Here is a 20,190-nt window from a genome sequence, read left to right as displayed (position 1 = left end):
ACAATACGCGAAGGCAAAAAAGACTATGCAAAGAATCCTGCAAAATCCTATGGCCATCACCGGGCTCTGCTTCATTGGCATCATTTTACTGCTGGCGCTGCTCGCACCGTGGATTGCACCCTATGACCCAGACGCCGTGCAAGTCAAACAAATCCTGATTGGCCCTTCTGCAGAGCACTGGATGGGCACCGATGGCCTGGGCCGGGATGTCTGGAGCCGCATGCTGTTTGGCGGCCGTGTCTCTTTATTAGTTGGCCTGGTTGCTGTCGGCATTTCTACCGTTATTGGCGTGATTTTAGGCGCCCTGGCTGGTTACTACCGCGGCTGGGTAGATACCGTCATCATGCGTCTGGTCGACATCATGCTGTCTATCCCCAGCTTTTTCCTGATTCTGGCGGTGATTGCCTTTTTAAGTCCTTCGATTACCAACGTCATGATCGTGATTGGCCTCACCTCATGGATGAGCGTCACACGCCTGGTCAGGGCCGAGTTCCTGAGTCTGACCCAGCGCGAATTCGTCACCGCTTCAACCGCCTTGGGCGCGCAAGACTGGCGCGTCATTTTTAAACACTGCCTGCCGAATAGCCTCACGCCTGTATTAGTCAGCGTGGTGTTAGGCATTGCCAGTGCGGTATTGCTTGAATCCGGCCTGAGCTTTCTGGGCCTCGGTGTGCAGCCGCCACAAGCCTCCTGGGGCAACATTCTCACCGATGGCAAGGAGTATATCCAGTTTGCCTGGTGGCTCTCGCTCTACCCCGGACTTGCCATATTAATTACCGTGTTAGGGTATAATCTGCTCGGCGAAGGTTTGCGTGATGTGTTTGACCCGCGTTCTCACACCCGCTAACCCAATTAACTGAACCAAATTACCAAACAGGAACAAGCATGGCATTTCTTGCTGGAAAAAAAATTCTGATTGCCGGTTTGCTGAGCAACCGTTCAATCGCTTATGGCATTGCAGCCGCAATGAAGCGTGAAGGCGCTGAGCTGGCCTTTACCTATCAGGTCGACAAACACGAAAAGCGTGTGCGCGACCTGGCTGCTGACTTCGACTCTAACATCGTCTTACCCTGTGACGTGGCTGAAGATGCGCAAATCGACAACCTGTTCGTAGAGTTGGCTAAAGTCTGGGATGGCCTCGATGGCTTGATACACTCTATCGCCTTCGTGCCTAAAGTCGCCCTGGATGGTGACTACCTGGACAATATCAGCCGCGAATACTTCCATATCGCGCACGATATCAGCTCCTACAGCTTCTCTGCCATGGCTAAAGCAGCCTACCCAATGATGCAAGGCCGCAACGGCAGCCTGCTGACACTGAGCTACCTGGGTGCAGAACGCACCATGCCCAACTACAATGTCATGGGCGTGGCTAAAGCCAGCCTGGAAGCCAACGTTCGCTACCTGGCGCAAAGCCTGGGCCCTCGTGGCATTCGCGTCAACGCCGTTTCTGCTGGCCCGATCAAAACCTTGGCCGCCTCAGGCATTGCCGACTTCGATAAAATGATCGGCTTTAACGAGAAACACGCCGCCCTGCGCCGCAACGTCACGATTGAAGAAGTCGGTAACGTTGCCGCCTTCTTATCCAGCGACCTGGCCTCTGGTGTGACTGGCGAAATCACTTATGTGGATGGTGGTATGAATATCACTGCCGCAGGTCAAATCGACTAAGTCGACTTGCTCGCAAAAATAAAAACGCCTGAACTGTCAAAAGTCAGGCGTTTTTTTACAGCTCAATGCTGAGCACTTGCATTATTTAACAATAATGCAGTAAATTACTTAGAGCCTATTCGTTGCTATCTAAAACGGTAAGCAAAGGCAAGGTGCAATAAAATATAAATAGAATTAAAAGTGGTGCACGAAAAAATATTAACTATATGATTATTAAAAACAATAAGTAATTTTATGTTTATATACACTGTCCCCAATAAAATATTAAGTTCGATTTTGGTGTCTAATTAACGTTAGGCCTTCAGCTATGACACTGAGCGACCTTCATAATCCAAGAGCCGGAGCGGAATTGATTGCTGACTTCAAGCGCCGCTTCAGCACAAAAATCTGTATGGCGCCTCATGCTGATCACGAAGGGCGAATTGTGTCTGCGCACACAATGTCTCTTGAAGCGGTACTACGAAAGATCAGCAAGGATGGCCACGTATATGCACAAGACTTTGGCCCAAAGCTCTCAGAAGATTCGCCACCAATTGCCATAGCTAGGCAAGGTCTTCGCTCTGTCTCTGTTTTTAACGGCTTTTGTACGAAACACGATGCTAGCCTTTTCAGCTGCCTCGAAAACGAGCCTTTTCGGTTTGGTCGTATGCAGTTGTTCATGTTGGCATATCGTGCAGCAGCGAGAGAGTGCTACCTCAAACGGAAAATGTGCGAGTCGCTGCCAACCCTTGAGCAAATCAAATCCATGCATGGCATATCAGAGGAAGTCGTCTACACCGAGGATGTCTTAATTCACCAGGCGGCATCTCTACGAGGAGCAGAAGAGCTCGAACAACTCAAGTCAAAGTTAGATGGAATACTCGTATCTGCAAGCTGGGACCGAATGGTGAGTCACGCCATCCTCTTCGAGAAGCCTCCATGCTTAACCTCCTGCTTTGTCTTTCAGCCATTTCATGACCTAAATGGCAAGCAACTTCAAGAATACGAAAACCTCGAAGCGGAAATGAGTCATTTGGCGGTATCTGTTATACCCACAGATCAAGGCGCCGCCGCCGTCTTCTCATGGCTGGATACCGCAAACAGTGCGCCACGCCAGTTTTTTGAGTCTGTAGTGGCATCAACCAACCGAACATCCGCCGTGATTCACACGGTTCTGGATAACAGCGAAAACTTTGCGTTTTCGCCTGAATGGTATGAGCCACTGCCGGAAACAACCAAGGACTACTTGTTGAGCCGCGCTGGTCTTTTTGAAGCCAGCATCGAGTACCACTACAGGCCTCGACCAGAGCTCGCTGCCCCCCACCTTGCGGACTGGGGAAACTCATCAGTGGTACCGTTCTAGCAATTCTTCCACGAACGAAGACTCATTCAAATTCAAAGACAGGCCAATGTGTTCTCGTCTCCCTTTCACTACGCGCCGCAGCCTAACTGTACGTTCAACGCGGACGCCACTCCAGGCCATGCCTTCGGCATTCTCATGGCCTGTAGCGGTACCCTACGCACTTTGTGCTCCGGCGCCGGTTAACTAGGGCGTTATGTATAAAGACAGCTACTACACTCCTAATCACATACCTGCAAATGAAAGAATGCAAAATATTGCTTTCTCTATTTTGCTAGCTGCCTATGGCGCATATGGTGTCTGGGTTAACGATCTGTATATCCCGGGGAAACGCTCTAAAGGCATTCATCTTCACGATGTCCCTGCTTGGATAATGTATGCAGCATTTATTTGTGCCTGTTTAGTGATGCTCTCAGTGGTCGTCGACCATTACGACAAACGTAACAACGAAACCAATTACAAGCTATTCGCAAATGTTTTTAAGTATCTTGGGTGGGGATTTTTTGTGCTTTCCTTAATAATGGCAATCATTCGGTAATGCATAACTCATCCATCAAGGGGACGCGCTAAAGCGCACTTCGTAACCAAACCTTACCCATTAGATGCGAACATAAGATCCCTCTAGTATTCACAAGCGCTCGTCTGTCAAAATAGCCAAAGTTAATTTGCCAGGCGAGTCATACATTTAAAAATGTTAGGTAATCGTGTTATGCGCTATCAAGGCAGAGTCACCTCTTGGAAAGACGAACAAGGTTTTGGCTTTATCACGCCGCATGGCGGTGGCAACCAGATATTTGTTCATATTACGGCTTTTACGAATTGTTATCGCCGACCTATGAATAATGACATTGTGACTTACACAGTCAAAAAGGCTGCAAATGGAAAACTGCAGGCTGAACACGTTAAATACATTGATGATGCAGTACCATCCAAAGATGGTACCTTTCTGTTATTTTTTGCCATTGTTTTTCTTGCCTGCATGGCTACCGCGGTCTTTTTGAGCAAACTACAGCCACTTATCTTTTACCTTTATATCGCAGCAAGCCTTTTGTCGCTGATCGTCTATCAGCGAGATAAATCAGCAGCCAAGCGAAATCTGAGACGCACACCAGAAATTACATTACATATACTGGCATTGATTGGTGGCTGGCCGGGCGCAATCCTGGCACAAAGGTGGTTTCGCCACAAATCGAAAAAGCTTTCTTTCCAACTCTTATTCTGGATGACGATTACTCTTAACTGTGCCGCGCTTGCCTGGTTGCTTTCATCTGGTAGTACAACCGCTTTGAGTTTTCTTGCCAGTTCGCAATAAAAACCTCTATACAAAATAAAAAAGGAGGGCAATGCCCTCCTTTCTTTACTTCAGCCAGCTAAATTATTCGTTACCTTTTGATAACAATACCTTTGCGTTGAACTGAATATCCTTTTTCGCTTTGAGTGAGCCGACATAAGCGTGGGACATCTCATCGCCCAATGCCGCCTGATAGGCTTTAAACGCTCTGTCAGCGACGTCTGGCTGGTCTTTGAGCTTCTGGTTAACCGCAATCACTTTAATCACGGTGTAGCCCTTATTCGCTTCATTAAAGCCATAATAGGCTGGCAAGGTATGCGTATTCACCTTAAACACATTTCTCATCACGCCATCGCTTAAACCTTGTGCATTTCTGCGATCGATCGTCACCGGAGTGATCCAGTCCGTATCCGTCGCTTTACCTGCTTTAAGGTCTGCCAGCAATGCTTCACCTTTTTGTTGTGCCAGTTTGCCTGCAGCTTCGGCTTTCAACAGTGCTTCAATACCGCCTTTGACTTCGTCGAAACTGCGTGGTGCCTCTGGCGTGTACTCAACCACACGTCCAGCCACCAGGTTGTTTGGTGAGACTTCAACGGCTTCAGTATTACGCTTTTCTTTCACAACTTCGTCAGAAAATACCAAGGTGGCGAAACGATCACTCTTAAAGAACTTGGACACTTCTTCCTTGCTCATGGCTGGAGACGTTTGCACTTGTACATTGAACTTCTTGGCCACTGGATCCAGGCTACCAGACTGTTCGTACACGGTGTTACCAAAGTCATCTGCCAGTTCAGCATATTTGGCTTGCGCCTTCTGGAACAGCAACTCTGCTTTCAATTTGAGTTTCACAGAATCAAAATCTGAAGACTCACCGGTAACGCCAGTCAGCTTGATGATGTGGTAACCAAACTCGGATTCAACCAGGTCGCTGATATCACCCACCTTCATTGAGAACGCGGCATCTTCAAATGGCTTCACCATCGCGCCACGGCCAAAGCTGCCCAAATCGCCGCCTTTACCAGCAGAGCCCGTATCTTGTGAGTTTTCAATCGCCAGTTTTTCAAAGCTCTTAGGGTTGGCTTTAACTTGCTTGAGAATCGTCTCTGCCTTTTCTTTCGCGGCTGCTTTCTCAGCAGGCGTTGCCGTGCTGCTGAAACCAATCAGGATATGACTGGCCTGGCGCTGCTCATCGCCTTGCAATTTAGCTGCGTTTTCGTCATAGAACTGCTTCACTTCTTCATCTGACGCACTCACCTGCCCCATCAAACCAGCGGCAGTCAGCAAAGCAAACTGCAACTTCACTTTAGCTGGTGCAATGAACTTGGTTTTATGCTGGTTGTAATAAGCCTGCACCTGTTCCGGTGTGACGTTCACCTGACTCATGAAGTCAGACACTTTCACGTCTGCCACGGTCACTTCACGTTGCTCAAACTCTGACATCAGTGACTGCTCAGCCACTTTTTTTGGCATAAACACCAGGTTAGTCAAGCCATCACGCACCTGTTGTACAGCCAGATCCTTACGCACACTTTGCTCAAACTTGGCTGGCGTCAGCTTGTTCTGGGTCAGCAACTGGTTATAAGTCTCTTCAGAAAACTTACCATTGCTTTGGAACTCTGGCATGCCCAGAATGTGCTGGCTCAATTGCTCATCACTGATTCTAAAGCGGTAATCCTGCACCGCGCTGTCTACCAAACGGCGGGTAATAATGCCCTCCAGTACGGACTGCTTGAATGCCGGGCTTTCCAGCATGGCTGGATCGACTTTTTGCCCTTGTGACTGCATGTAATTGCGGGCATTTTCGACTGCGTTGGAAAACTCCTGCAGTGAAATTTTTTGACCATCAACTTTAGCTACTGCAACTTGGCCGCCAGCCTGATTTAAATAGGAGTCGATACCAAACAACGCAAACGGCACCACAATCAGTGCCAGAATGATTTTTGCCATCCATCCTTGTGTGTGTTTTCTTAATGCTTCCAACATTTTATAGTTTCCATTACCTGATTTTTTGCAACAGCAAACTATACCATAAACCCGCCAATATCGCCGGATTCAGGCCCGGCGTTCGCACTTTACCAGTGGCGTTCTAACGGCTCAGAAATGACAGAGTGTCAATCAAGCATCCTTGTACATTTAAACGCAGCATTTAAGACGCAGATGCCCATCTCGCAAGAGCATGCTGCCATTCAAAAAAGAATTCATTTAAATCAGGTTTTAAACCTGCAAGATGTTATTGGAATCAAAAGACAGGTAAGGAATGCAGAAAAGAAAAAAGCCCTGAATAAATCAGGGCTTTTTATTTGGCGGAGCGGACGGGACTCGAACCCGCGACCCCCGGCGTGACAGGCCGGTATTCTAACCAACTGAACTACCGCTCCCGGTAATCGTTAAGCTGAAATTATAACACTGTTTCTTATAAAATCAACAACTATTTTTTAATTATTTGCTTGCACTTAGCTTCACTTATTAAAGTAACTTCTTAAGTACAGCGTCACTCAAAAAATTAAGAGCGCAGACCTCGCACTCTTAATTTTAATTGTTTGGTGGGTGCTAACGGGGTCGAACCGCTGACATTCGCCTTGTAAGGGCGACGCTCTACCAACTGAGCTAAGCACCCGTAACAACCACTTGTGTTGCTACTGCTGGCAGAGCAACTAAACGCTGCTCAACCAAAGAATGCTAGTTTACAGCATCTTTAAGACCTTTACCAGCCCTAAATTTAGGAGATTTAGCAGCTTTGATATTAATTGTTGCGCCGGTACGAGGATTACGGCCAGAACGGGCAGAACGCTCACCTACATAGAATGTACCAAAACCAATCAAGGTTACCAGATCACCTTTTTTCAATGCGCCGGAAATAGCCTCAGTTGTTGCATCCAGAGCACGAGCCGCAGCGGCTTTAGAAATACCAGCAGCACTTGCAATATGATCTATCAATTCTGATTTATTCACGTGTTTCCCCTAATAACTAGTTAAAAAGACAGGTACATCCTGTACCGTCTTTATATCAAGCCGCAAAACGAGCTGTCAAGCGCTAATCCGGCCTTTTGACAATAATTCGCATCAATTTTACTAATGCGTGACAGCTTGCTCCGGATTCGCGTCGCCAGAAGCCACAATCTCAACCGCTGGCGCATTGACGGCTAACGGTTGCGGTGCGCTTTCAAGCGCCAAATCCAGCACCTGATCTATCCATTTTACGCAATGAATGTCCAAGTCCTTTTTGATATTGGCCGGAATTTCGACCAAATCTTTTTCATTGGCAGAAGGAATGAGCACTGTTTTAATGCCACCTCTATGCGCTGCCAACAGTTTTTCTTTCAAACCACCAATCGGCAGGACCTCACCACGCAGGGTAATTTCACCCGTCATAGCTACATCTGCACGGGCTGGGATGCCAGTCAGTACAGAAACAATTGCCGTCGTCAGGCCGATACCCGCACTTGGACCATCTTTAGGCGTCGCCCCTTCTGGCAAGTGAATATGAATGTCTTTCTTCTCATAGAAATCAGTCGGGATGCCCAAGCCTTCGGAACGGCTACGTACGACGCTCATCGCGGCTGTGACAGACTCTTGCATCACATCACCCAACTTACCAGTGGTAATGGTTTTACCTTTGCCTGGCAACGTCACCGCTTCAATCGTCAATAGCTCACCACCCACAGAGGTCCAAGCCAGGCCAGTCACCTGCCCTACCTGGTTTTCTTTGGCTGCAACACCAAAGTCGTAACGCTTCACGCCCAGATATTGCTCAATGTTCTTGCTGGTGATATTGATCTTTTTAACGGTTTTGCTTTTACCTTTGGCCAGCAACTGCTCTTTGACGGCCTTGCGGCAAATCTTGGCAACTTCTTGCTCCAGGCGACGCACACCCGCTTCACGCGTGTAATAACGCACGATATCGCGTAACACGCTTTCAGCCACGGCAATGTCTGTCGACTTCAACGCATGTGCTTTCAGTTGCTTAGGCAACAGATAGCGCTGAGCGATGTTGATCTTTTCATCTTCGGTGTAACCAGACAGGCGAATGATTTCCATACGATCCAGCAATGGCTCAGGAATATTCATGCTGTTGGCCGTGGCCACAAACATCACGTCGCTCAAGTCATAGTCCACTTCAACATAGTGGTCGGCAAAAGTATGGTTCTGCTCAGGATCTAACACTTCCAGCAAGGCCGAAGATGGATCTCCACGCATGTCTTGCCCCATCTTGTCGACTTCATCGAGCAGGAATAAAGGATTTTTCACGCCGACTTTGGTCATGCTTTGCAGCACTTTACCCGGCATAGAGCCAATATAGGTACGGCGATGACCGCGAATTTCGGCTTCATCACGTACACCACCCAAAGCCATACGCACAAACTTGCGGTTCACAGCTTTAGCAATACTTTGACCCAGCGAGGTTTTACCAACCCCTGGCGGGCCTACCAGGCACAAGATTGGCGCCTTAAGTTTACCCACGCGTTGCTGTACAGCCAGATATTCGACAATACGCTCTTTGACTTTATCCAAGCCGTAATGGTCTGCATCCAGAATCGCTTCTGCGGCTTGCAGGTCTTTGCTGATTTTGGTTTTCTTTTTCCAAGGCAGATTGAGCAAAGTATCAATGTAATTACGCACCACTGAAGCTTCGGCAGACATCGGCGACATCAACTTGAGTTTTTTGAACTCGGCAGTGACTTTGGCCAGTGCTTCTTTAGGCATGGCCGCATTCTTGATGCGCTGCTCCAGCTCTTCCATCTCGGCGTTTTCATCCTGCTCGCCCAGTTCTTTCTGAATGGCTTTTACTTGCTCGTTCAGGTAGTACTCGCGCTGGCTTTTCTCCATTTGCCGTTTCACGCGGCCACGGATGCGCTTTTCTACCTGCAAGATGTCGATTTCAGACTCCATCAGGAACAGCAGATGCTCCAAACGCTCAATCACACTGAGCATTTCCAGCACCTTTTGTTTTTCTTCCAGCTTGAGCGTCAGATGTGCAGAAATCGTGTCCGCCAGGCGGCCTGGCTCGTTAATCGTGGCCAGTGAAGTGAGGATTTCTGGAGGAATTTTCTTGTTCAGTTTGACGTACTGGTCAAACTGGGTCATGACGGTACGCATCAAGGCCTCTGCCTCTTTGTCGTCCTGGTCAGTTTGCTCTACTTCTACACCCAATGCCATGAAGCAATCGTCTGTTTCCACAAAATCGGAAACACGCACACGATGCAGGCCTTCAACCAGCACCTTGACGGTGCCATCAGGCAACTTGAGCATTTGCAGCACAGTCGCCAGTGTACCGATCTCGTATAGGTCTTCTGCCGCAGGATCGTCTTTATTGGCAGACTTTTGGGCGACCAGCAAAATCTTTTTATCGCCTTCTGAGGCGCGCTCCAGTGCTTTGACCGACTTGGTACGGCCAACAAACAGCGGGATCACTAAATGCGGGTAGACAACGACATCGCGCAATGGCAATAACGGGATCAAGGCGTTTTCTTCGGGTATCTCGGAGTCAAGCAAAGTGTGTTCTGTCATAGCGTCTTTCAAAAAGTGTCAAAGGAGCCAGTCCTTTGCATTTAGATGGGAACATTCTTTGAGAATTCAAGAGAGCAGGCATCTAATGTTGTAGATGCTATCTTGCAATAGCCGGACGGCTATTGCAAGGGGGATTTAGCTTGCGTTTTCAACGCGTTTTTGTGCATCCTGATAAATCAGAATTGGTTCGGAAGTGTGTTCAATCACGCCAGCATCTACAATCACCTTAGCCAGGCCCTTGAGTGATGGCAATTCATACATGAGGTCAAGTAATGAATGTTCCATGATAGAACGCAAACCACGTGCACCGGTTTTACGCTCAAGCGCTTTTTTAGCGATCAAAAGCAGTGCGGAATCTTCAAACTCCAGCTCCACGCCTTCCATCTTGAACAACTTCATATACTGCTTGGTCAATGCGTTTTTCGGCTCAACCAAAATCGTCATCAAGGCAGCTTCATCCAGAGACTCCAGCGTTGCCACCACTGGCAAACGACCAATAAACTCAGGAATCAGACCAAACTTGATCAGATCTTCCGGCTCAACTTCGCGCAGGACTTCGCCAACCGCACGTACATCTTCCTTACTCTTCACCTCAGCGCCAAAACCAATGCCGCCTTTTTCCGAGCGATGACGAATGACTTTTTCCAGGCCATCAAATGCACCGCCGCAAATGAAGAGGATATTAGTCGTGTCCAGTTGCACAAATTCCTGGTTAGGATGTTTGCGGCCACCTTGTGGTGGTACAGAAGCAATCGTGCCTTCGATCAGTTTCAGCAAGGCTTGTTGCACGCCCTCGCCTGACACATCACGGGTGATAGACGGATTGTCAGATTTACGGGAAATCTTGTCCACTTCATCAATGTAGACAATGCCACGCTGTGCTTTTTCAACGTCGTAGTCACACTTCTGCAGCAATTTCTGCATGATGTTCTCAACGTCTTCACCGACATAACCAGCTTCAGTCAAGGTGGTGGCATCAGCCATCACGAATGGCACATCCAGTAAACGTGCCAGTGTTTGTGCCAGCAATGTTTTACCTGAACCGGTTGGCCCAATCAGCAAAATATTGCTTTTTTGCACTTCGATATCATCTTTACCTGTCTGATTGCTATCAGACAGAGGGTTATACCCAAGACGTTTGTAGTGGTTGTAAACTGCCACAGCCAGGTTCTTTTTCGCCTGTACCTGGCCAATGACGTATTGATCAAGAATCTGGCAGATTTCCTGTGGTGTCGGCAGTTTTTTATCTGCGGACTTGATTTCGTTGAGGCTCTGGATCTCTTCGCGGATGATGTCGTTGCATAAGTCAACACACTCATCACAAATGAACACAGAAGGACCAGCAATCAGTTTTTTGACTTCGTGCTGGCTTTTGCCACAAAACGAGCAATATAAAAGCTTTTCGCTATCAGATTTGTTTGCCATGCTATTCCCCTGCTGGTTGCTCGCTGATTAAACAGCGCTACGTGCGGCAATCACCTGGTCTACCAGGCCATAAGCCTTGGCAGCGTCAGCGCTCATAAAATTGTCACGATCGGTATCGTTGGCAATGGTGTCAATATTCTGGCCAGTATGATGCGCCATAATGCCATTCAACTTGTCTTTCAAGTACAGGATTTCCTTGGCATGAATCTCGATGTCTGAAGCCTGGCCCTGGAAACCGCCCAGTGGCTGGTGAATCATGACACGAGAGTTAGGCAGGCAAAAACGCTTGCCCTTGGCGCCCGCAGTCAGCAGAAATGCGCCCATGCTGGCGGCCTGGCCAATACACAACGTGCTCACGTCCGGCTTGATAAACTGCATAGTGTCGTAAATCGACATCCCGGCAGTCACAGAGCCGCCTGGAGAGTTGATGTACAAGGAAATATCCTTGTCCGGATTTTCTGCCTCAAGGAACAACAGCTGCGCCACCACCAGGTTGGCCGTCATATCATTGACAGGACCCACCAGGAAAATGACGCGCTCTTTGAGTAGTCGTGAATAGATGTCATACGAACGCTCACCGCGGCCACTTTGCTCGATGACCATTGGGATATAGCCAAGCCCTTGCGGCTCCATTCTTTGTTGCATCATGCCCTCGTTCGCGTTCATATAATTCATGGTTTAAGCACCTGCCATCATCAATTCATCAAATTTAATTTTTTTGTTAGTGACTTTGGCTTTATCCAGCACCCAAGCCACTACGTTTTCTTCCGTTGCCAATGCTGCTGGCTCATCCAGACGTTTTACATCTGCATAATACCAGCTGACCAGCTCGTCAGGTTTCTCAAAGCTTTGCGCAAAACTGTCTACCATGGCACGCACTTGATCAGCCGTTGCTTGCAAGTTATTGCTATTCACCAACTCAGTCAATACCAAACGCAATTTGGCGTTACGTTGCGCCTGTGTTTCAAACACAGAAGGCTCCATCGGCACTTGCGCTGGATCTACACCACGTTGGCGCAGGTTTTGTGCCGCTACTTGCATCAGGCGGTTAGTTTCAGCAGACACAATTGCTTTTGGCAATTCGAAGCTGGTTTCATCCACCAGTGCTTGGAATACAGACTCTTTCACACGCGCTTTGATACGCTTGTCGACTTCTTGTTCCAGGCTTTGTTTGATTTCAGACTTCATGGTGTCGAGGTTACCATCTTCCACGCCCAGGTTTTTAGCAAACTCGGCATCAATTTCAGGGTAAACCGGTTGTGACACAGACACGAACTTCACATCGTAAGTCACTGTTTTACCAGCCAATTGGGCTGGATTGTGATCTGCTGGATAATTAATGTCGAATGATTTCTCAGTACCGGCTTTACCACCGATCAAGGCATCATCAAATTCTTTTACACGGCCTGGCTCGCCAATCACAAGGTCAATACCACGGTCGCCCGTGCTTTCAACCTGTTGACCATCGATAGACGCCGTCAATGTGATGTTAATACGATCCGCTTTTTTAGAGGCACGCTTCACAGGCTCGTAACTTACGCGCTGCTTCACCAACACATCCAGTGTTTTTTCCACGTCAGCATCGGACAACTCCAGTGCCGGACGTTCGATCTTCACTTTGCTCAGGTCACCCACGGCCACTTCCGGGAAAATCTCGAAAGTCGCGATGTATTCAAACTCTTCTGCAGCATCTTTAAATGGCAGGTGTTCAATATTCGGGAAGCCAGCCACGCGCAGCTTGTTTTGCTCAACAGCGTCACCGAAGCTGGTCTCAACCGCTTTGGAGTACACCTCGTCACGCACCTGATCACCATAGTGCTGATTCACCAGGCCAATAGGCGCTTTGCCCGGACGGAAACCAGAAAATTTGGCTGTACGAGAAATTTGCTGTAAACGTTGTCTGATTTGCCCTTCCAGCGGAGCCAAAGGGACTTTGATAGTCATGCGACGTTCCAAGTTGCTGACTGTTTCAACAGATACTGCTGCCATGCTGAACTTCCTGTAAAAATCGTTTTAATAACGATGGGTTATGTAAGTAGACGCATGCTTGTGCGCCTTAATAAATGTTTAAACACAACCTGACCACACTCTAAAGGGTTTAAATAGTGATCAAATCATGAAAAAAGAGCCTAAAAATATAACACAACTCTCAATTGAAATAAACTTCAAGCCCATGCCTACGCCACGAGCACATCACTTCGCTGATGCAAATAGCGCCAAGCCTTTTAAAAAGCCTGTGTTTAACCCTAATATGGCGCCAGAAGCACAGACTTCAAGCGCCACCTGATGCGTATTAGTTTAAAGCAACAATGGCTTCAATTTCCACTAATACATCACGTGGCAACTTAGCCACTTGCACGGTGGAGCGCGCAGGCGTGTGCGTTGCAAATGCTTCCGCGTAAATCTGGTTCATCGCCGCAAAATCATCCAGGTTTTTAAGAAAAACGGTGGTTTTAACCACTTGCTGCAAATTGCCCCCAGCGGCTTCAATAATTGCCTGCAGATTGGCCAACACCTGGCGGGTTTGCACCACGATGTCGCCATCATTCAAACTGCCGTCCGGGCGCAATGCAATCTGACCAGAGGTATAAAGGATATTACCGACGACAACCCCTTGTGCATAGGGGCCAATCGCAGCGGGTGCATTTGGTGTTTGTACGATATTCATATGCCATCTCTTTCGCTAATCATCTAACGCTAAAAACAATAAAGGCCTCCTGCAACGGAAGCCTGTTATTTCGTTCATGCACCACCCGATTATAATAAGGTGGTGCGAAAGGAGAGACTCGAACTCTCACGCCTCGCGGCGCTGGAACCTAAATCCAGTGCGTCTACCAATTCCGCCACTTTCGCATCTTGCCAGCCAACACCGACAATTCGCTATTATAGCCCATTTTTAAGCGATTCGACAAACTTGAGGCGTTCACATTGACAAGCCTGACGTTCAACTGCAAGATGCTGGATTAAAGATCATAAAAGAAGTTGTTGATGGGACAGGATATGCATTCAGCCGAAGAAAATATGCTTAGAGCGGAACTTGAGCTTTTAATGCGAGAGCGTGAGATTTTGCTCAAAATTACTGGTGTGGCTGCCGGTTTAATCGCAGAGCTCAATACTGCGGATTTACCAATCCGCACCGTCGAAGCAGCCGACTTGCTGGCAACGACCATCAATCAGTTGCCAGAAGAGTTATTGCAAGACGCGCTGGATGCCGCTCACGCGACCATCGTCGAGTAAATGCAGGCGCCGAATAAACTCTCGCCAGGCGCTGGTGTATAGACGCCAGCCCTACAAGCGCCATGCGTCTGCTCGCTTACCTTTCCCCGCTGTTATTAACGGCATGCGGCATCGCCTTTCAGGCCAAGCCTATTCCGCAGCAACAGAATATTGACACCATCCAGCAAGCGACGCCTGCTGCAGATGGCTTTAAAACCTTTGTTGCAACACAGTCACCGCAAACACCTTGGCCTATTAATGCCTGGGACCTGGATAGACTGACGCTGTCAGCGCTCTACTTCCACCCTGCCCTTAAAGTGGCCAAGTCTGACTACGCCGTGGCACTAGCAGGCATTACCAGCGCTGGCTTGCGTCCGCAAGTCGGCCTGAATGGCCAGTTATCGCACAGCAACCGCGCTAATGGTGATATTAATCCTTGGTCTTACGGTTTGCAGGTTGATCTCCCGGTGATTACCGCCAACAAGCGGCAGATCAATATCGACATTGCGCAATACCAGGCCGACATTGCCAAAATAATGATTTCGGAAACTGCCTGGACTTTGCGGCAGCAACTGAGCCTGGACCTGATCCTGCTGGCTGAGCAACAAGCCATGCAAGGCAGCCTGAGCAGATTGCAGAAAGCCCAGCAGACGCTGCTTGCTGCCTACCAGAAGCGGCTGGATTATGGTGTAGCGGGTAAATCAGATGTGCTGCCCATCCGCCTGCAACATGACCAATCCGCCTGGCAATTACAGCAACTGACCTTGCAAATCAGGCAAACCGAACAAAAGATCCTGCATGATGCAGGCCTGACCGAGCAGCACAACCTGCCACTGAATATTGCGCCGATTCAGTTATCACAGATATTAAAGGCAAGATTTGCACAATCGCAGGCGTATGCGGATGCATCCACGATCCAGAACACGGCTTTGACCAACCGCATGGATATCCAGCGCGGCCTCGCACAATATGCCAAAGCGGAGTCACAGCTTCGATTGGAAATGGCCAAGCGCTACCCAGACCTGTCACTCAACCCGGGTATGATTTATGAGTATGGCGACAAAATCTGGTCTTTGGGCATAGGCACCATGCTCAACCTGCTCAACAAGTCTTCTGACCTGTGGGCACATGCCGAGCAGGTGCGGCAGAATGAAGCGGTTCGCTTTTATGCCTTGCAGCATCAGGTCATCCAGCTTTCAGAGCAGTCTTTTATCAAGTACCGCGACTCAGCCAACCTGCTAGTGACATTGACGCGCGAATATGAACAACAATCGCGCCGCAAAGCACAACTGGAGAACCAGTGGCATCAAGGCCTGATCGACAAAACCGAATACCTGCAGACAGAAATCCAGTTTTATAGCGCACAACAACGCCTGATTACACAACAGGCGAATGTCATGCGTGCATTGCAGGACATTGAAAATGTGATGCAAAAACCGATTGCACTATCACAGCGTGCAACGACGTTTGCCAACCAGCAGCAAGAGGCGCCAGCAAAATGAATAAAAAAGCACTCTGGATTATCGGGGCCCAGATTATTTTAATTGTGATTCTGATTTGGACTATCGTATTTGTTGGCCGCGATGAATACGAATCGATTCAGGAAGATAGCGAAGAAGAAATTGAAGGCCCGGTGCGTGTTACTGAGCAAAATGGCCTGCAAGTGGTGCAACTCAACCTGGCAACCCAACAAAACAGCGGTATCAGCGTACAACCGTTACAGCCATACGATTACCACGGCAATATCAAGGTACTGGGCTCGGTCATTTCGATTCAAACCCTGGTCGACTATAACAGCCAATACCAACTCCTTAAATCACAACTGGCACTGGCTGAAAGTGTGTTGCCTAATCACCAGTTACAATACCAACGCTATAAACACCTGAATGAAGACGATAAGAACGTCTCTGATAAGGCTGTGCAGGAAGCACAGGCATTGGTCATCAACGACCAGACCCAGATCAAAACCACACAATCACAACTCAAAGCACTCACGGATACCATTGTTGCGCAATGGGGACAGCCGCTGGCTACCTTGATCACCCAGCACCCCTCCCCTGGCCCATTGCATGACCTGCTCATGCAGAAAAAAGTGCTGGTGCAAGTAAGCTTTCCACTTAACTACAAAGCCCCTGAAGGCAATTCCAGCCTGTATATCTCACCAATTCAGGATGAAATTTCGCCAATCAAGGCCGATTATGTGTCGCAATCCATCCAGACCGATATCAGCAATATCGGTAAAACCTATTTCTATAGTGCGCCAGCAGACTATTTGCGCGTCGGTATGCGTGTGAATGTGGTACCGGCACAATCTTCTTCTGCCACCATGAAAGGTGTCATTGTGCCTAACCAGGCGATTGCCTGGCATGGCGGCATGGCCTGGATTTACGTTAAAACCAAGCCGGATACCTTTTTGCGCAAGCCTGTGGCTTCTGACATTGAGCTGGATAATGGCTGGTTTGATAACAGTATCGCGCCAGGCACCGAAGTGGTGACCCGTGGTGCGCAACTATTGCTGTCAGAAGAGTTCAAGTTTCAGATTAAGAATGAAAATGAAGATTAATCTGCAAATGCTGAATCATCACAGAGGACTGCCAGCATGATGTCGGCACTGGTCAGGTTTGCCATTCGCTTTTACGGCGTGATGATAGGGCTCGCCCTGCTGGTCATAGTCTATGGTGCTTACAGCCTGACCCAGAGCGACCTCAACGTCTTCCCTGAATTCGCCCCGACCCAGGTAGTGATTCAAACCGAATCGCCAGGCCTCTCGGCCAGCCTGGTCGAGAAACTGGTCACACAGCCGATTGAGAATGTCATTTCGGGGGCGATCGGCATTAAAAGCCTGCGCTCGCAGTCGATTCCCGGCTTGTCTATTATTACGGTGATTTTCCAGGATAAATCAGACATTTACCGTAACCGGCAAATCGTTGCCGAACATTTGAACATGCTTGGCAGCCAGTTGCCGCCAGGCGTTGTGCCCAACATCACCCCGCTCACCTCCTCGGCCAGCACGGTCATGGGGATAGGTGTGACCTCGGACAAACTGTCGCTGATGCAATTACGGACATTGGTCGACTGGCACCTCACGCCGCACCTGATGGCCATCCCGGGTGTGGCAGATATCAACGTTTATGGCGGCGAAGTGCGCCAGTTCCAGATCAAGATTGATCCGCGCAAACTGATGCTGTACCAATTGAATGTGCAAGATGTGGTCAATGCGGCTAGCCGTGCCACCGGCGTACGTGGCGCAGGCTATATTCAAAACGACAACCAGCGCATTATCCTCAACAGTCAGGGCCAGACCACGACGCCGCAACAATTAGCCAATATCACCCTATTGCGCAAACTGGGCCGCACTATCCGCATCAGCGATGTGGCAGAAGTTGCAGAAGGGGCAGCACCTTCTATCAGCGCCGCGGCCATCAATGGCCATCCTGCGGTCTATTTATCAGTACAAGGCCAGCTGGGTGCCAATGTGTATGCGCTGACCCAATTGCTGGAGCGCAAACTGGCGGACATCAAACCCAGCCTGACCGCGCAAAAAGTGACGCTACATGAAGGCTTGTTCCGTCCGGCCAACTTTATTGAAACCGCCATACACAGCTTGCGCACGGATATTTTAATCGGCTCGTTCCTGGTGGTGCTGGTGCTGTTTGCATTCCTGTTTAACGTGCGTACTGCCGTCATTTCAGCCACAGCGATTCCATTGTCTTTGCTGACCGCGATTGTGGTGCTCTACCAGTATGGCGTCGGGCTGAACATTATGGTATTGGGCGGCCTGGCCATTGCCCTGGGCGAAGTGGTCGACGATGCCATTATTGATACGGAAAACATTTTCCGCCGCCTGCGTGAAAACCGTTTACTGGCGCAACCGCTGCCCGCGGCGCAAGTCGTATTCCGCGCCTCGATGGAAGTGCGTAGCTCGGTGGTCTATGCCACCATTATTGTAGCCCTGGTATTCTTGCCGCTTCTGACCCTGTCGGGCGTGGCCGGTAAATTATTTGCCCCCTTGGGATACGCGTATATTTCCGCCATCCTGGCATCGCTAGTGGTTGCCCTTACCCTGACACCCGCACTTTGCTACGCCCTGCTGGCAAACGCACCGTTGCAAAATGAAGACTCTCCGGTTTTGCGCTGGCTGAAACAGCGTTACGTCAAACTGTTATATCAAATTGAGCATCGTTACCAGATGATTCTCATGACCAGCTTTGTCTGTATTGCGCTTGGCCTGGCGATTCTGCCGCTCTTCAGAAGCCAGTTTATCCCTGCCCTGCGCGAAGGCCATTACATCCTGCATATGACGACTGTACCCGGTACCTCAGAAATACAATCACTCAAGCTAGGCAACCAGGTCACCAAAGTGCTGTTGGAGATTCCTGGCGTGAAAAGCGTGGCGCAATGGGTAGGCCGCGCGCCCAATGCAGCAGACACCTTTGGCACGCATTACAGTGAATTCGAAGTCGAAATCGGCACGGTGTCCGGTAAAGAACAGGAACGTATTTTCCATGACATTCGCGAAGAGCTTGCCGGTGAAACAGAAGACGACGATGGCGATGGCAAAGTCGAACTGGGCTTTGTCGGTGCCAACTTTGCCATTAATACGTTTTTAACCGAGCGCATTGAAGAGACCATTTCCGGCTACGCCGCCGGATTGGTGATTAATATTTTTGGCCAGGATCTGGATGCGCTGGACCGCGATGCGCAAAAGGTCGCCAACCTACTGGGTAGCATACGCGGCGTCCGTGATGTCATGGTGCAATCTCCACCAGAAACGCCAGAAATTGTGATCCGCCTCAAACAGGAAAAACTGGCCTTATGGGGCCTGCAACCAGTGGACGTGCTAGATACAGTGAAAGCCTGTTATGAAGGCGTGCCGGTCAACCATGTATTTATGGGTAACCGCTCCATCGGCGTCAGTGTGCTGCTCAATGATGCCTCACGCGATGATATTGCAGACATGCGTAATATCCCGATTTTTAACCCCGAAGGCCAAATGCTCAAATTGTCCGATGTTGCCTATGTGGCGCAAGAAGGTGGCCGTTCCAAAATTCTGCACTCGGGTGCCAAGCGCATTCAAACCATCACCGCCAATATTGTCGGCCGCGACCAGGCCTTGCTGCTCGAAGACATCCGCAGCACTTTGCATAAAAAGTTGCAATTAAACAGCGGTAACTATCTGGAATTTTCTGGCGAAGCGGAGGCCAATGCGCAATCGCGGCAAGACTTGATTATTCACTCGCTGGTCGCTGGTGTGGCGATTTTCCTGATGCTATATATCGCCTTCGGCCGCCTGCGTAACTTGATGCTCACCTTCGCCAACCTACCGTTTGCGCTAATTGGCGGCGTTGTCGCGACCTTCTTTACCGGCGGCTGGATTTCGGTCGGCACATTGGTGGGCTTTGTCACCCTGTTCGGCATCACACTGCGCAACTCCATTATGATGGTGTCGCATTTCCAGCATCTGGTAGATGTAGAAGGCTATGAATGGAATCTGGATACTTGCATCCGTGGCGCCTCTGAGCGCTTGCCGTCCGTGCTAATGACGGCACTGGTGACCGCGCTGGGACTGTTGCCGCTAGCGATTGGCAGCGGCGAGCCAGGGCGAGAAATTGAAGGGCCAATGGCGACCATTATTGTTGGCGGCCTGATCTCTTCTACCATCCTTAACCTGCTGATCTTGCCGACCATCATGCTGCACTTTGGCCGTTTTGAGAAAAGCGATGCACCCGTGTCCTGACCG

At 49.2% G+C, this 20,190-nt stretch carries 17 protein-coding genes and 3 tRNA genes; 10 read left to right on the top strand and 10 right to left on the bottom strand.

Features of this window, described 5'->3' with window-relative positions; all coding sequences use genetic code 11:
* Positions 1-25: 25 nt before the first annotated feature.
* The 5 genes from INP79_RS07425 (at position 26) to INP79_RS07405 (ending at position 4,322) form a co-directional block, all read left to right on the top strand.
* On the top strand, positions 26-847 hold the full coding sequence (locus INP79_RS07425) for an ABC transporter permease (RefSeq protein WP_194753548.1): 822 nt from the start codon (positions 26-28) through the stop codon (positions 845-847).
* A 38-nt stretch (positions 848-885) separates the two neighbouring features.
* Positions 886-1,671: an enoyl-ACP reductase gene (locus INP79_RS07420; RefSeq protein ID WP_194753547.1), complete on the top strand. Its 786-nt coding sequence runs from the start codon at positions 886-888 to the stop codon at positions 1,669-1,671.
* Between the two features lie 307 nt (positions 1,672-1,978).
* On the top strand, positions 1,979-3,013 hold the full coding sequence (locus INP79_RS07415; protein WP_194753546.1) for a hypothetical protein: 1,035 nt from the start codon (positions 1,979-1,981) through the stop codon (positions 3,011-3,013).
* A 244-nt stretch (positions 3,014-3,257) separates the two neighbouring features.
* Positions 3,258-3,548, top strand: coding sequence for a hypothetical protein (locus INP79_RS07410; protein WP_228519759.1), 291 nt, complete (start codon positions 3,258-3,260; stop codon positions 3,546-3,548).
* Positions 3,549-3,719: 171 nt separating this feature from the next.
* On the top strand, positions 3,720-4,322 hold the full coding sequence (locus INP79_RS07405; RefSeq protein WP_228519758.1) for a cold shock and DUF1294 domain-containing protein: 603 nt from the start codon (positions 3,720-3,722) through the stop codon (positions 4,320-4,322).
* A gap of 63 nt (positions 4,323-4,385) precedes the next feature.
* Here the strand turns inward: INP79_RS07405 and INP79_RS07400 are convergent, their stop codons facing one another.
* The 8 genes from INP79_RS07400 to tig all read right to left on the bottom strand — a co-directional run bounded on the left by INP79_RS07400 (position 4,386) and on the right by tig (position 13,223).
* A complete protein-coding gene (locus INP79_RS07400) occupies positions 4,386-6,284 on the bottom strand; it encodes a SurA N-terminal domain-containing protein (RefSeq protein WP_194753543.1) in 1,899 nt (632 codons plus the stop codon).
* Positions 6,285-6,602: 318 nt separating this feature from the next.
* Positions 6,603-6,679, bottom strand: a tRNA-Asp gene (locus INP79_RS07395).
* Positions 6,680-6,842: 163 nt separating this feature from the next.
* Positions 6,843-6,918, bottom strand: a tRNA-Val gene (locus INP79_RS07390).
* Between the two features lie 62 nt (positions 6,919-6,980).
* On the bottom strand, positions 6,981-7,253 hold the full coding sequence (locus INP79_RS07385) for an HU family DNA-binding protein (protein WP_019882242.1): 273 nt from the start codon (positions 7,251-7,253) through the stop codon (positions 6,981-6,983).
* A 120-nt stretch (positions 7,254-7,373) separates the two neighbouring features.
* Complete coding sequence (gene lon, locus INP79_RS07380; protein ID WP_194753542.1) at positions 7,374-9,809, bottom strand: endopeptidase La; 2,436 nt, start codon at positions 9,807-9,809, stop codon at positions 7,374-7,376.
* Between the two features lie 135 nt (positions 9,810-9,944).
* Positions 9,945-11,234: an ATP-dependent Clp protease ATP-binding subunit ClpX gene (gene clpX, locus INP79_RS07375; protein WP_194753541.1), complete on the bottom strand. Its 1,290-nt coding sequence runs from the start codon at positions 11,232-11,234 to the stop codon at positions 9,945-9,947.
* A 27-nt stretch (positions 11,235-11,261) separates the two neighbouring features.
* On the bottom strand, positions 11,262-11,909 hold the full coding sequence (gene clpP, locus INP79_RS07370) for an ATP-dependent Clp endopeptidase proteolytic subunit ClpP (protein ID WP_305076196.1): 648 nt from the start codon (positions 11,907-11,909) through the stop codon (positions 11,262-11,264).
* A 3-nt stretch (positions 11,910-11,912) separates the two neighbouring features.
* Complete coding sequence (tig, locus tag INP79_RS07365; RefSeq protein ID WP_194753540.1) at positions 11,913-13,223, bottom strand: trigger factor; 1,311 nt, start codon at positions 13,221-13,223, stop codon at positions 11,913-11,915.
* Positions 13,224-13,350: 127 nt separating this feature from the next.
* On the opposite strand from tig, the gene INP79_RS07360 reads away from it, so the two are divergent.
* Entirely contained in the window at positions 13,351-13,521 is a 171-nt protein-coding gene (locus tag INP79_RS07360; RefSeq protein WP_194753539.1) for a hypothetical protein, read from the top strand.
* 6 nt (positions 13,522-13,527) lie between these two features.
* Here INP79_RS07360 and INP79_RS07355 read toward each other — a convergent pair whose 3' ends face one another.
* Both INP79_RS07355 and INP79_RS07350 read right to left on the bottom strand, forming a co-directional pair.
* A complete protein-coding gene (locus INP79_RS07355; RefSeq protein ID WP_194753538.1) occupies positions 13,528-13,902 on the bottom strand; it encodes a RidA family protein in 375 nt (124 codons plus the stop codon).
* A gap of 100 nt (positions 13,903-14,002) precedes the next feature.
* Positions 14,003-14,087, bottom strand: a tRNA-Leu gene (locus INP79_RS07350).
* Between the two features lie 147 nt (positions 14,088-14,234).
* On the opposite strand from INP79_RS07350, the gene INP79_RS07345 reads away from it, so the two are divergent.
* The 4 genes from INP79_RS07345 (at position 14,235) to INP79_RS07330 (ending at position 20,187) form a co-directional block, all read left to right on the top strand.
* Positions 14,235-14,471 (top strand): hypothetical protein, encoded by a 237-nt coding sequence (locus INP79_RS07345; RefSeq protein WP_194741911.1) that lies wholly within the window; start codon positions 14,235-14,237, stop codon positions 14,469-14,471.
* 62 nt (positions 14,472-14,533) lie between these two features.
* Positions 14,534-15,952, top strand: coding sequence for a TolC family protein (locus INP79_RS07340; RefSeq protein ID WP_194753537.1), 1,419 nt, complete (start codon positions 14,534-14,536; stop codon positions 15,950-15,952).
* Positions 15,949-17,013, top strand: a complete 1,065-nt coding sequence (locus INP79_RS07335) for an efflux RND transporter periplasmic adaptor subunit (RefSeq protein WP_194753536.1) — start codon at positions 15,949-15,951, stop codon at positions 17,011-17,013. Before INP79_RS07340 ends, INP79_RS07335 begins: the two co-directional genes overlap by 4 nt.
* A 36-nt stretch (positions 17,014-17,049) precedes the next feature.
* Positions 17,050-20,187 carry an efflux RND transporter permease subunit gene (locus INP79_RS07330; RefSeq protein WP_194753535.1) on the top strand — a complete coding sequence of 1,046 codons (3,138 nt, stop codon included), beginning with the start codon at positions 17,050-17,052 and terminating at the stop codon, positions 20,185-20,187.
* The last annotated feature ends 3 nt before the right edge of the window (positions 20,188-20,190 follow it).

Source organism: Methylophilus sp. QUAN (assembly GCF_015354445.1).
Taxonomy (GTDB): domain Bacteria; phylum Pseudomonadota; class Gammaproteobacteria; order Burkholderiales; family Methylophilaceae; genus Methylophilus.
Note: the sequence above shows the minus strand (reverse complement) of the source record. Positions and strands in the feature narration are given on the sequence as shown.